General features: G+C 40.2%; 14 protein-coding genes. 7 read left to right on the forward strand and 7 right to left on the reverse strand.

The features are described from left to right. Positions 1-4 precede the first annotated feature (4 nt). The 4 genes from H4683_RS12960 to H4683_RS12975 form a co-directional block, all read right to left on the reverse strand. A complete protein-coding gene (locus H4683_RS12960; RefSeq protein WP_192599246.1) occupies positions 5-514 on the reverse strand; it encodes a TRAP transporter small permease in 510 nt (169 codons plus the stop codon). Positions 515-645: 131 nt separating this feature from the next. Then, positions 646-1,674, reverse strand: coding sequence for a TRAP transporter substrate-binding protein DctP (dctP, locus tag H4683_RS12965; RefSeq protein WP_192599247.1), 1,029 nt, complete (start codon positions 1,672-1,674; stop codon positions 646-648). 72 nt (positions 1,675-1,746) lie between these two features. Continuing rightward, positions 1,747-2,838, reverse strand: coding sequence for an NAD(P)-dependent alcohol dehydrogenase (locus H4683_RS12970; RefSeq protein ID WP_192599248.1), 1,092 nt, complete (start codon positions 2,836-2,838; stop codon positions 1,747-1,749). Positions 2,839-2,894: 56 nt separating this feature from the next. Then, positions 2,895-3,926: a zinc-dependent alcohol dehydrogenase gene (locus H4683_RS12975; protein WP_192599249.1), complete on the reverse strand. Its 1,032-nt coding sequence runs from the start codon at positions 3,924-3,926 to the stop codon at positions 2,895-2,897. A gap of 430 nt (positions 3,927-4,356) precedes the next feature. On the opposite strand from H4683_RS12975, the gene H4683_RS12980 reads away from it, so the two are divergent. From H4683_RS12980 to nspC, 7 genes are all read left to right on the forward strand, one after another. Further along, positions 4,357-5,361, forward strand: a complete 1,005-nt coding sequence (locus H4683_RS12980; RefSeq protein ID WP_192599250.1) for a LacI family DNA-binding transcriptional regulator — start codon at positions 4,357-4,359, stop codon at positions 5,359-5,361. A gap of 154 nt (positions 5,362-5,515) precedes the next feature. Next, positions 5,516-6,352 (forward strand): adenosylmethionine decarboxylase, encoded by an 837-nt coding sequence (gene speD / locus H4683_RS12985; RefSeq protein WP_225942079.1) that lies wholly within the window; start codon positions 5,516-5,518, stop codon positions 6,350-6,352. After that, a complete protein-coding gene (locus H4683_RS12990; RefSeq protein ID WP_192599251.1) occupies positions 6,349-7,809 on the forward strand; it encodes an aminotransferase class I/II-fold pyridoxal phosphate-dependent enzyme in 1,461 nt (486 codons plus the stop codon). Before speD ends, H4683_RS12990 begins: the two co-directional genes overlap by 4 nt. Beyond that, positions 7,806-8,657 (forward strand): polyamine aminopropyltransferase, encoded by an 852-nt coding sequence (gene speE, locus H4683_RS12995; protein WP_192599252.1) that lies wholly within the window; start codon positions 7,806-7,808, stop codon positions 8,655-8,657. Before H4683_RS12990 ends, speE begins: the two co-directional genes overlap by 4 nt. Next, entirely contained in the window at positions 8,647-9,501 is an 855-nt protein-coding gene (gene speB, locus H4683_RS13000) for an agmatinase (protein WP_192599253.1), read from the forward strand. Before speE ends, speB begins: the two co-directional genes overlap by 11 nt. A 26-nt stretch (positions 9,502-9,527) precedes the next feature. Continuing rightward, entirely contained in the window at positions 9,528-10,727 is a 1,200-nt protein-coding gene (locus H4683_RS13005; RefSeq protein WP_192599254.1) for a saccharopine dehydrogenase family protein, read from the forward strand. 18 nt (positions 10,728-10,745) lie between these two features. Further along, positions 10,746-11,882 (forward strand): carboxynorspermidine decarboxylase, encoded by a 1,137-nt coding sequence (gene nspC, locus H4683_RS13010; RefSeq protein WP_192599282.1) that lies wholly within the window; start codon positions 10,746-10,748, stop codon positions 11,880-11,882. Between the two features lie 446 nt (positions 11,883-12,328). Here nspC and H4683_RS13015 read toward each other — a convergent pair whose 3' ends face one another. The 3 genes from H4683_RS13015 to H4683_RS13020 all read right to left on the reverse strand — a co-directional run bounded on the left by H4683_RS13015 (position 12,329) and on the right by H4683_RS13020 (position 13,556). Then, the gene (locus H4683_RS13015; protein WP_225942080.1) at positions 12,329-12,763 is read right to left on the reverse strand and encodes a GNAT family N-acetyltransferase; all 435 of its coding nucleotides are present in this window, start codon (positions 12,761-12,763) and stop codon (positions 12,329-12,331) included. 70 nt (positions 12,764-12,833) lie between these two features. Next, positions 12,834-12,959, reverse strand: coding sequence for a hypothetical protein (locus H4683_RS21945; RefSeq protein ID WP_275403082.1), 126 nt, complete (start codon positions 12,957-12,959; stop codon positions 12,834-12,836). 261 nt (positions 12,960-13,220) lie between these two features. Next, positions 13,221-13,556 (reverse strand): sigma factor, encoded by a 336-nt coding sequence (locus H4683_RS13020; protein ID WP_192599255.1) that lies wholly within the window; start codon positions 13,554-13,556, stop codon positions 13,221-13,223. Between the last annotated feature and the right edge of the window lie 145 nt (positions 13,557-13,701).

Raw genomic sequence — 13,701 nt, forward strand, 5'->3', positions numbered from 1 at the left:
TTTTTCACTCCTTTTTTTCTATGACTTCTTCTTTGCCTATAAATTCTTCCAAAATACATGTAATTGCATTTATCAGAAGTAATAGTCCCCCTATAGGTAAAGAAAGATAAATAAAATACATGGAAATATGCGTTCCTGGAGCAACTTGATTACCAAATTTTTCTGCTACATTTAGACCATAAACAAACAAGATAATGTAGAAAACAATAGAGATTAAATGAGTTATGACCTTAACCCATTTCCTCACTTTCCCCTTCAATGAATCTTGCACAATATCAACGGCAATCAATTTCCCATCACGAAGTGCTAGAGAAGAGCCTATCAACACCATAAAAATCATTAAAAAACGAGATAATTCTTCTGACCAGGACAAGGACGAACCCGCCACATATCGGGAAAACACTTGCCAAAAAATGATAACGGTCATAAATGCCATAACAAGAGCTAGGACATAGCCAAAAATTTTATTCAGGATATCGTTTAATCGGATATAATTTCGTGCTATGTTTTTCATTGTTTCAACTCCCTAATTAAGGATTGGTAATCCCAAATGGTCCCCTTAATCTAATCAGTTTTCAATAGAAATGGGCTGTCTCGCCTGTCAAAAAATAAACTTTCGAGACAGTTCCTTTCATTTAATTAATTTTAGTATTTGAAGTTTCTCACTTTGTCAATCACTTCTTGTCCAATTTGTGGAGCCCATTTTTCGTAGACTGATTCAGTTTTAGCTTTAAAGGATTCTTTATCCGGTTCTGTCAAGATGATTCCTTGTTCTTTTAAGAATTTAGACGCCTCATTGATTTTATCTTCGTTTGCTTGTCTACCGATTGGCTCGGCATACTCGACAGCTTTTATAACCGCCTCTTGCTGTTCTGGAGTAAGTTTGTCAAGAGTTATTTTGCTTATCGCAATCGGTCCTGGAGAATATCGATCCCCTAACAAAGCAACATGGCTTTGCACTTCATAAATTTTAGATGTTTGAATCGTCGCCAATGAATTCGAATGCCCACCGATTACACCTTGTTGTAAACCTGTGAATACTTCTGTCCAAGCCATCGGCGTTGCGTCAGCACCATAAGCATTCCATGCGTCAATTTGCAATTCATTTTCCTGAACACGGATTTTCAAGCCTTTCACGTCGTCGACAGTGTTAATTGCATTATTTGATGAAGTTGACACAAATCCATTTTCAACCCAGCCTAGCACTTTGACATTTGCTTCTGTTTCAAATTTATTAGCTAGTTCATCCCCAATTTCTCCATCTAAAACTGCATGTGCATGTTCCCTACTATCAAATAAGAATGGTAAATCAAACATATTGAACTCTTTGACCCAATTGCCCATTGGTCCTGCGGATTGAACAGTCATGTCCAATGAACCCAATCCCATCAATTCAAATACTTCTCTTTCTCCACCTAAAGAATTATTATAGTGAATTTTAATGCTCATCTTATTATCTGTTAAACGCTCCAACTCTTCCTTGATTGCTTTTGCAGTAACGTCAAATTTTGCTCCCTCTGGCTCTGGAATACTTAAATCAAGAACTACTTGCTTATCTGATGAAGCGCTTCCAGTCGCCGGTTTCTTATCATCCGACGCATCTTTTCCTCCACAACCTACCAATGCTAGTGTAAGTACTGCCAATAAAGCAGTTAGTTTGAATAATTTCTTCATCTGAAATCCCCCTAATTTTTTATTGTTACCCGTATTTTTGAACGGCATCACTTGATACACTACCTTGAAATCTTAATTTGGAAAAACCATTACTTTCAAGCTACCGCTTTGATTATTGGCGGCTTGATTCATCGCCTCTTGAATCTCATCAATTGCGTATCTGTCCGTGATTACATGCCCCACTTGGTTGCCTAAAGACTCCAAGATGCTGATAGCGAGTGGATACGTGTTTGTGTAGCGATAGACGGAACATAAGTCGATTTCCTTTTGCAACATCAATGTCACATTCAGTGGAACTTCTTCTTTTGCGGGAAAACCGATTACAACGATAGTGCCGCCTCTTTTGGTCAATTCAATCGACGACTGCAACGCTTTAACGTTTCCAGAGGTCTCAAGTACCATGTCAACGCCTAACCCGAATGTCGATTTTTCAACTGCTTCAGCAAGATTGGCTGTTGCAATATGGATGGTTTTCGTCGCACCCAATTTTCTTGCAATCTCAAGTCTTAAAGGCTCCATGTCACTAACAATTATCTCTTTTGCACCGAATGCTTTTGCGGCTATAACTGTCATTAATCCAACAGGGCCCATTCCAGATATCACAACACTTGCACCAGGTTGTAATCCCCCTCGCCTGACAGCATGCAAACCGACTGACAGCGGTTCTGCTAGTGTGGCATTTTCGAACGATAAGGTATCAGCTATTGGAAAGAGAAAGTCTTCTCTATGTTTTAAGTATTGAACAAATGCGCCTTTGACTGGTGGCGTGGAGAGGAACTGTACATCCGGACAAAGATTGTATCTCCCCTCTTTACACCATCGACAAGCTTGGCAGGTCACACCAGGCTCAATCGCCACCCTATCCCCCACCTTAAATCGGGTTACTTGACTACCTGTAGCAACTACGACTCCTGCACATTCATGTCCTTGAATATGCGGATATTGCACCATTCTTTGCCCAATACGACCGTGCGTATAATAGTGGATATCTGAACCACAAATCCCGACTGCCATGACTTTGATTAATACATCTTTACCACTCACTTCTGGAACATCTTCTTGTCCCACACTCACTTCTGAAGGTCCCTGTAAGTAAGCAACTTTCATTTTACTCGGTAAGGAATTCTCCTCTTTCCCCCTATTTAAAACAATTACATTTTTCATAAGATAATCTCCTTCCAAATCGTACCTAAGTCCTGTTTATATAAACCCACTTTTCCCTATTCATGACTTAGCAGGACTTTCCCACATTCTTGTTGTTCACACATATCGAAGGCCGCCTTCCATTCAGTTAACGGAAGTTTGTGTGTAATAATAGGCTTGAGATCAACCTTTTGCTGCTCCAATATTTGAATGACTCTGTCCCACGTTTTCATTGAGTGTGCAAGAGAACCAAATAACTGAATTTGCTTGTATAAAATGAAATCATAATTCATCGTGATTTCTTTGCCGACAATTCCCACTTGGATATGTTTCCCCAGTTGTCTGAGAGCTTGCAAACAGCTATTGATTGATGGTCCGGCCCCTGCACATTCAACCGTTACATCGACGCCAAGGCCATTTGTTTCTTTCATTACTATCTCTTGCAAATCAACTTCTGAAACATTAACAACAACAGCTGCTCCTAGTTCTTTCGCTATTTCTAAACGAGTTGCATCCGCGGATGTACCAGCCACAATTACTTTACAGCCCTTTACAGCTAGTAGTGATAAACAGATCAAACCGATAGGACCTGGACCAGAGAGTAAAACGGTGTCACCCACATGAATGGTAGTCAATTCTTCAATTGCCTGAACAGCACAAGCGAGAGGTTCGGATAATGCTGCTTCTTCCAAACTCACGTTATCAGGAATAGTGTAGATCATATCTTCCCGAACAACCGAGTATTTCGTGAAACTGCCATCTATTCCATGACCCATTCCGCGACGTTCAGGGCAAAACATGTAATAGCCTGTTTTACAGTAGGTACATGTTCCGCAAGTAATGGCTGTTGAACCAAGAACAGTGACTCTGTCACCCAATTTCACCTTTTTTACATTGGCACCAACTTCAGCAACGATGCCAGAAAATTCATGCCCCATAATGACAGGTGGGTAACTTTTAAACGTATCATGATAAATGTGTAAATCCGTGCCACAAATACCCGTATATTTAACTTCTACTTTCACTTTATCCGGAGGACATATCGGTTCATCAACAGCTAATAGATCAACGTTACCAAATCCAAGTTTTGTTTTATAAAGCGCTTTCATTGACTGCACCTCCCATTTTTGTCTATAAGATATTAAAGCGCTTACCTAAAAGAAATTAAGGAAAAATTCACCGAATAAGGGATTTTAAATAAATAATGAGTAAAGCGCTTACTTAAATGTCCGTACTGATAAACCATAACAAGCAAAACATTAGCTATTGATTTTGGTCTGCCAATCACATATAGTTCAAAGATAATCACCTTTACATACGCTACGAATTCCACTAATCGTACCATGAAAATCGCAATGGATACAACTTTCCCTCAACACAATAACCTCGCCATAAAAATAAGGTTAAGCGCTTCAACTAATGTTGATAGTTTCGATGTTTTTATTCTATTAGAAAAGATTCGAAAAATCAACATATTTTTTAATTTTTATTTTCATCAAACAATTATAAACATACAAATTGAAAGTGAGGAAACTATGAATGAGAACAACAATCTATGATGTAGCGAAAGAAGCAAAAGTTTCAATTGCTACCGTTTCAAAGGTCATCAACAATAAAGGTCATATTAGCGAGAAAACGAAACGAAAAGTTCAGGAAGTCATAGTAGCGCTAAATTACCAGCCTAACATGATGGCATCAGCTTTAATGGGGAAACGCACGAAAACAATTGGTCTACTAATTCCGGATATCGCAAACCCATTTTTTTCGGAATTGGCACGAAGTATCGAGGATCGCGGACATGAGTTTGGTTACAATCTTGTCATGTGCAGCACCGATTATATACAAGAGAAAGAAAATAAATACATTACACTTTTAAAAAGAAAGAGTGTAGATGGTTTCATCATAGCCTCTGGTTTTGAAAACCTGGATAAAATCGAGGAATTAGTAAAGGAAGATATCCCCGTCGCAATTGTCGCTCGTGATTCTCCAATGTTTTATGTTAACACCGTAGCTCTTGATGATTTTATGGGCGGCTATTTAGCTGCATCTCACTTAATAGAACTTGGGCATAAAAACATCGGAGTTATTGCTCGTGACGTATGGAGTAACAGGGAAAGACTTCGAGGTTTTAAGCAGGCATTGGAAGAAAATAAGCTTGAATTTACGCCTGATTTCGAATTCATAAAAGAAATTAATCATATTGAAGCAGGCAAATACATGACACGTAAATATTTAGATGCACCCCATCCCCCGACCGCTATTTTTGCATGCAATGATTTATTGGCAGCAGGTGTCATTCAAGGAGGTAAAGAGGTTGGAATGAGTGTACCTGAAGATCTATCTGTTATTGGATTCGATAATACAATTCTTGCAACAATTATTGAGCCTCCTTTAACAACAATTTCCCAACCGATTCAAAATATGGGAAAGGAAGTAATGGATATAATGATTTCTATGATAACCGGTGAGGTCAAGGAAAAAAGGCGCCTAACCTTACTTCCATCACTTGTTGAAAGAAAATCCACTTCCAAATTAACTGTATAAAATTCCGAAAATAGTCACTGAAATACTACTATTTCAGTGACTATTTTCGCGTGCACTAATTCAATTTCCAAAAAGTAATTTCATCCAGAAAGAATTGTGTTGACTCGGGAATACTATACCTTATAATTATAATTGTTTTCATATGAAAGGCGTGATGTTAGGGTTGGAAAATAAGCTAAGGTTATATGGCTTTAACAACCTCACCAAAACACTTAGCTTCAACATCTATGATGTAAGCTATGCGAAAAGTGAGCGGGAGCAAAAAGATTATATTGCCTATATTGACGAGCAGTATAATTCTGAGCGATTAACCAATATCCTTTATGAAGTGACGGAAATTATCGGGGCGCATGTATTGAATGTCAGTAAGCAGGATTATGACCCCCAAGGTGCGAGTGTAACCATTCTCATCTCAGAGAAATCCATTCCACTCGGTCTAATTGACGAATCTTGTAATCAGGGTGTGGTTGATATTTTGAAAACACGTGACTCAGTCGTTGGCCATTTAGATAAAAGCCATGTCACTGTGCATACGTATCCAGAATATCATCCAGATAATTCTATCGCCACTTTTCGGGTTGATATCGAAGTTTCAACATGTGGTGAAATTTCTCCGTTGAATGCATTGGACTATTTAATAGGAAGTTTCGACTCAGATATTATTACAACGGATTATCGAGTACGTGGTTTTACACGCAATGAAAAGGGCAAGAAATTTTTTATGGATCACAAAATGACATCTATTCAGGATTATATCGCCCGCAATACGTTGCAGAAATATGATGCGATCGATGTGAATGTGTATCAGTCTAATATTTTTCATACAAAGCTACTGATTAAAGACATCGACCTACAAGATTATTTATTCAACAGGGATGTGTATGAAATACCTCCTAAAGAGAGGCTTCATATTACAAACAACTTACGTAGAGAAATGATTGAAATTTTCAGCGGTTATAATATATACGATGAGTCAGAGGTGATAGAATGACGCTTCTTTCGCAAAATCAAGCTCCAATTATGGAGGCGCTTACCCGCTATAAATCAATGCGGGTCGTTCCTTTCGATGTTCCGGGGCATAAACGTGGAAGAGGTAATCTCGAGTTAGCCGCGTTTTTAGGGGAGCAATGTCTCTCCATGGACGTTAACTCCATGAAACCTTTAGATAATTTATGCCATCCTGTTTCTGTAATAAGAGAGGCTGAGGAATTGGCCGCTCAAGCATTTGAAGCAAAGCACGCCTTTTTCATGGTCAACGGAACAACTTCTGCAGTACAAGCGATGATTATGACCGCATGCACTGCTGGCGATAAAATTATCATGCCCCGCAACGTACATCGTAGTGCCATCAATGCACTTATTATTAGTGGTGCTGTGCCAGTGTATGTGAATCCGGGTCTACACAGTGAACTAGGAATTCTTTTAGGGATGTCCCTAGGAGACGTGGAACAGGCCATTTTAGAGAATCCTGATGCAAAAGCCATTCTCATCAATAATCCTACCTATTACGGGATTTGTTCGAATCTGAAGGCGCTTACCGATCTTGCACATCAACATAATATGCTCGTGCTCGTCGATGAAGCACATGGTACCCACTTCTACTTTGGTGATGATCTTCCGGCTTCTGCTATGTCAGTCGGCGCTGATATGGCGTCTGTTAGCATGCATAAATCTGGCGGTTCATTGACACAAAGTTCTTTTCTCCTCATTAATAATGAGGTGAGTGAAGGTTATACGCGTCAAATTATCAATCTAACGCAAACAACAAGCGGTTCCTATCTATTATTATCTTCCTTGGATATTTCGAGAAAAAATTTAGCTCTTAACGGCAAAGAAATTTTTCGTAAAGTTGCTGATATGGCGCAATATACAAGAGATGAAATAAATAAGATTGGTGGCTATTACGCCTATTCAAAAGAACTGTTAAATGGCGATACAATCTTTGATTTCGATGTAACGAAACTGTCTGTAGATACCCGCGATGTCGGTCTTGCAGGAATTGAAATTTACGATATTCTTCGTGACGAGTATGATATCCAAATAGAATTTGGGGATATTGGCAACATCCTGGCCTATATATCTGTCGGTGATAGGCAGCTGGACCTAGAACGTCTAGTGGCAGCACTGGCCGAAATCAAACGGCGATACGCAAAAGATAAAAACAGCGTATTCGACCACGAGTACATCAACCCGCAAGTTGCATTAACCCCTCAAAAGGCATTTTATGCACCTAAAACCAACGTTCCTCTTTCGGAAAGTGCGGGTCATATTTCTAGTGAATTCGTTATGTGTTACCCACCAGGCATTCCAATTCTTGCGCCTGGAGAACGAATTACTGAAGAAATTTTGGATTACATCGCGTATTGCAAAGAAAAAGGATGCTTCTTAACAGGTACTGAGGATAGTGATATCCTGACTATTAATGTGGTAAAGGAGCATGAGCAATGAACCTATGGTATACAGAACAGCATTCACCCAGCGTCCGTTTTTCAATAAAAGTGGAAGAGCAACTTTATTCCGGAGCAAGTGAATTTCAAAAAATTGATATCCTGCAAACTACGGAGTTCGGTAAAATTCTTACACTCGACGGTCTAATCATGTTAACCGAAAAAGACGAATTTATTTACCACGACATGATTACACATGTCGCTATGGCTACCAATCCTAAGATAAAAAAAGTGTTGGTTATCGGTGCCGGTGATGGGGGTACAGTTCGCGAACTTACAAAATACGAAACAATTGAGCAAATCGATATGGTTGAAATCGACAAATTGGTCGTTGATGTTTGCAAAGAATATTTACCACAGACAGCCTCAAAGCTGACTGATCCTAGAGTGAATTTGTATTATGAAGATGGGCTTAAATTTGTCCGCAATAAAGAAAATGACTACGATTTGGTGATTGTCGACTCTACGGATCCCTTTGGCCCCGGTGAAGGACTGTTTACAAAAGAGTTTTATGGCAACTGCTACAAAGCGTTAAAGGAAGATGGCATTTTGGTTAATCAGCATGAAAGCCCTTTCTACGCCGAAGACGCCCTTAGCATGAAGAGAGCCCATCAACGTATTAAAGGATTCTTTCCGATTTGTAATGTCTACCAAGTGCATATCCCAACCTATCCATCAGGTCATTGGCTATTTGGGTTTGCGTCTAAAAAGTTTAATCCGATTCAAGATTTAGATGCGGCGGCATGGAACGAACTCGGTCTAAAAACAAAGTATTACAATACAGCTATCCATGTCGGATCGTTCGCCCTTCCAAACTACGTGAAGGAGCAATTGGAAGATGCTAAGTAAAAATATAGAAACGTTTATTGGTTGTGACAATGCGTACGAAGAATCCAAGATCGTTATTTTCGGGGCTCCCTTTGACTCCACAACTTCTTTTCGCCCTGGGACACGTTTTGCCAGCAAAGCCATGCGCGGTGAATCGTTTGGGATTGAAACGTACAGCCCTTATCAAGACAAAGATTTAGAGGATATCACCGTGTTTGACGGTGGCGATTTGGAACTAAGCTTTGGGAATACGTCAAGAGCATTGGGACAAATTGAGGAGTTCACAGCTCTTGTTCTCGAAGATGGCAAGATCCCTTGCATGATTGGCGGCGAGCATTTGGTGACGCTAGGCGCCGTCAGGGCTGTTGCTAAAAAGTATCCCGATGTACATGTAATCCAATTTGATGCACATGCAGATTTGCGTGAGGACTATCTTGACGAAACGCTTTCGCACGCTACTGTCATTCATAGAGTGTGGGATTTGCTTGGGGACGATCGGATTTTTCAATTCGGTATTCGCTCTGGAGACCGCAGTGAGTTCCAATGGGGGAAAGATCATATCTTCACAAATAAATTCAATTTCAATGGATTAGAAGATGTGGTTGAAAAGTTACAAGGTAAACCTGTTTATTTGACCATTGACTTGGACGTTCTCGACCCTTCTGTCTTCCCTGGAACAGGTACACCGGAAGCGGGCGGCGTCAGCTTCATGGAATTACTCCATGCGATGTTGAAGGTCAGCGGACTCAATATTGTCGGCTGCGACGTGAACGAGCTGTCACCAATCTATGATCAAAGCGGTGTCTCCACAGCTACTGCATGCAAAGTATTGCGCGAATTATTATTATCACTTAAAACGAATTAAAAAATATAACCAACGGGGTGTTCATTATGGGGAAAGCTTTAATTATCGGTGCTGGCGGAGTAGCTGGTGTAGTTGTTCATAAATGTTGTCAGGTTCCTGACGTGTTCGAAGAAATCTGTATCGCAAGTCGTACAGTTTCGAAATGTGACGCGTTGAAAGAAAAGCTAGACGGCGGTCGCACTAAAATTCAAACAGCTCAGGTAGATGCAGATAACGTGGAAGAATTGGTTGAACTTATCAACCGTTTCCAACCAGATATCGTCATCAACGTGGCATTACCTTATCAGGATTTGACGATTATGGATGCGTGTCTTGCTACAGGTGTTGACTATGTCGATACAGCAAACTACGAGCCTCTTGATGAAGCGAAATTTGAATACAGTTGGCAATGGGCATACCGTGAGAAATTTGAAAAAGCAGGCATCACTGCCCTACTTGGAAGTGGCTTTGACCCTGGCGTAACGGGTGTATTCTCTGCTCATGCACAAAAGCATCATTTCGATGAAATCCATACGATTGATATTGTAGATGCAAACGCTGGTGATCACGGCTATCCTTTCGCAACTAACTTCAACCCAGAAATCAATATTCGCGAAATAACGGCAAACGGTAGCTATTTTGAAAATGGCGAGTTCATTGAAACACCACCCTTGTCCATCAAACGCGTATATGATCTACCTGAAATCGGTCCAAAAGACGTTTACTTACTTCATCATGAAGAATTGGAATCTTTGGCCCTTAATATTAAAGGCATTAAAAAAATTCGCTTCTGGATGACGTTCTCGGAAAACTATTTGAACCACTTAAAAGTACTTGAAAACGTTGGCATGACTGCTATTGAGCCTATCATCTTTGAAGGAAAAGAAATCGTTCCATTGCAATTCTTAAAAGCTATTCTACCTGACCCTTCTTCTCTTGGGCCTAGAACAATAGGAAAAACAAATATCGGTTGTATCTTCCAGGGTATAAAAGATGGCAAAGAGAAAACCTATTACGTGTACAACGTTTGCGACCATCAAGAATGTTATGCAGAAGTTGGCTCACAAGCAATTTCATATACAACTGGCGTTCCTGCAATGATTGGCGCGATGCTTGTAATGACAGGTAAATGGAAAAATCCAGGTGTTCACAATATTGAAGAGTTTAATCCAGATCCATTTATGGATGCACTCAACAAATACGGACTACCGTGGCAAGAAAGCTTCGATCCTAAACTAATTGATTAAGGGGGAAATGACTTGGAATTGACTATCGATTTAAACGCACTCCCCTCCCCTTGCTACGTCGTAGATGAAAAGCTTCTCATTAAAAACTTGGAAAAGCTCAAATCCGTCGCAGATCGAACCGGTTGCAAGATTTTACTAGCCCAAAAAGGGTTTTCCATGTTCTCTGTCTATCCACTTATAGGGAACTATTTGAATGGTGTAACCTCCAGCTCTGTATTAGAAGCAAGACTCGGTTATGAAGAAATGGGCAGAGAAGTTCACACTTATGCCCCAGCCTTTTCAGACACTGATTTTGATGAAATCCTGTCCTATTCCGACCACATTGTATTTAATTCATTTCAACAATGGAATAAGTTTAAGGACAAAGTCAAAAACCATCCAAAGCACATCGAGTGTGGTCTGCGCATTAATCCCGAGTACTCTGAGATTGAAGTTGATATGTATAATCCCTGTTTCGCACACTCACGATTCGGGGTTACATTGGAGAACTTTGAAGCAGACCAACTTGATGGAATCGACGGGCTGCATTTCCATACGATGTGTGAGCAAAACTCGGACACGCTTGAGCGCACGATAAAAGTAGTCGATGACAAGTTTGGTGAATCCATTAAAAACATGAAGTGGATTAATTTCGGCGGGGGACATCATATTACGAGACCGGATTACGACCTAGAAACACTCGTCCGTTCGATTTTGTATATGAAAGATAAATATGGAATTGACGTGTATTTAGAACCCGGCGAAGCTGTCGCCCTAAATACAGGCTTCCTTGTTGCTACTGTTTTAGACATCCTTGATAACGGAATGCCGATTGCCATCTTAGATACATCAGCTGCCTGTCATATGCCCGATGTATTAGAGATGCCCTATCGCCCCGAAATCATTGGTGCGGGAATGCCCAATGAAAAGGCTCACACCTATCGTTTTGGTGGACCCACTTGCCTTGCTGGTGACGTCATTGGTGATTATTCTTTTGACCAGCCATTGAAGCCCGGCGACAAACTCGTATTTTGCGACATGGCCCATTATTCAATGGTGAAAAACAACACATTCAACGGCATTAACCTGCCCTCGATTGTGTTGAATACGGTTAATGATGAGATTAAAGTCATTAAACAATTTGGCTATGAAGATTTTAGAGGACGTTTGTCTTAATTGTGTGGATTGGTCGCTTGATCATGTGAATTGGTCGCTTCGCGGGCGTAATCAGTCGCTTGCGTTGCTAATTGGTCGCTTCGCGAGGGGAATCTGTCACTTGCGTTGCTAATTGGTCGCTTCGCGAGGGGAATCAGTCGCTTGAGTTGCTAATTGATCGCTTCGCGAGGGCAATCTGTCGCTTGCGTTGCTAATTGGTCGCTTCGCGAGGGGAATCAGTCACTTGTGGTGCTAATTGGTCGCTTCGCGAGGGGAATCTGTCGCTTGCGTTGCTAATTGGTCGCTTCGCGAGGGGAATCAGTCACTTGCGTTGCTAATTGGTCGCTTCGCGGGCGCAATCAGTCGCTTTTAAAAAAAGAGGCAACGTCAACCATATATTCTGGTTGACGTTGCCTCTTTAACTCTTACTTATACAGGTGATTATACAGAAATAACCCTAAGACAAATTACAAATCTTTCTCCAAGACAATCTTGTGTGTCCCTTTTTTCGACGTAAATGTTTCAATAATATCAAACCCATTCTTGATATTCAAGATTAACATTTCACGGCGATGATTCCTCGAAATCGTACGTATCCTACTATAGCCCAGCTCTTTTACCAACTTATGTTGCATTCGCAATAGTGTAGAGGCAATCCCTTGTCCGCGATAGTTTGAATGAACGCCGCCCAACCAGCTATAAAAATTCCCATCATCTACTTCATAACCGATTTTAAAACCCACTACCCGATCTGCATCGATTGCAACACAGAATAACATCCCTTGCTCACTCTTTAGTTTGTCAACAGAAAGCTCTGAGCCTTCAAATACATGCCTATGTAGCTCATGAATGCCTTCTAGTATCTCTTGTTTAGGGATTTCTTTGTAATTATGAAACTCCAATCTAATCCCTCCTTTAATAGAGACGTTGGCAACCACATGTTGTAGTTGGGCGTTGCCTCTATTCCTTTTACTACAATGTTTTTTTCAATAACTCTACTTCCGCCAAACTCAACTTTGTCAATTTGGCAATATTGCCATCCGATAAACCCTCGCCTAGCAACTCCATTGTTATTGTTATACTTCTACGTTCTTCCATCTTATCCCGAATCTCACCCTTGATTTCACCTTTCCTGCGCTCACTAGTCATCAATTCTGCAAGCGTAGGGGATAAATCCTGCCTGTCGCCTCCTCTTCTAAAATAGGTCGTATCGTATCAACCAATTATTTCGTCATTTCATCCCGCAACTGCAATAGATAGTCAATGAAGTAGAATAATGTATTTCATTTCAGTATAACATATAGCATTATAGGAACATAGGCTTCAATATGAATACGCACTAATCAAACCACGCCTCCATCAGCCACTGAAATTCACGAATTCTGTTTCGTATATATCCCAAGAAATAGTCCATTTAAAAGGAATAAACTCAATGAGATTTCTCCTTTTCACTTTATTTAAACAATGATTATAGGCAATCTTATACAACCAGGCACTTCTATTATCGATTTCCAGAAGCTTCTTACTCTGAAATGCTTTTAAGAATACTTCCTGTGCAGCGTCTTCAGCATCTTGGGTATTTCTAAGGATGTTATAACAGTACACATAAATTTTTTGATGGTATTCACTTAGTAAATCCTCAATCAATTTACTATTCGACTCTTGAACACCATATTCTGTTCCGCTGACATACACTTCCCTTGCACCTCCTTTTTTACCTTCTCACTATGTAAGACAAGCAACTACCTATAAATGTGACAATTTAAAAATTTCGTTTTTAAAAAATCAGTATAACTTAAGCGTTTTGACGAATAGTATCTTTGAGTTCATTAATTTAATG

The organism is Sporosarcina limicola, assembly GCF_014873855.1.
In the GTDB taxonomy this organism is placed as follows: domain Bacteria; phylum Bacillota; class Bacilli; order Bacillales_A; family Planococcaceae; genus Sporosarcina; species Sporosarcina limicola.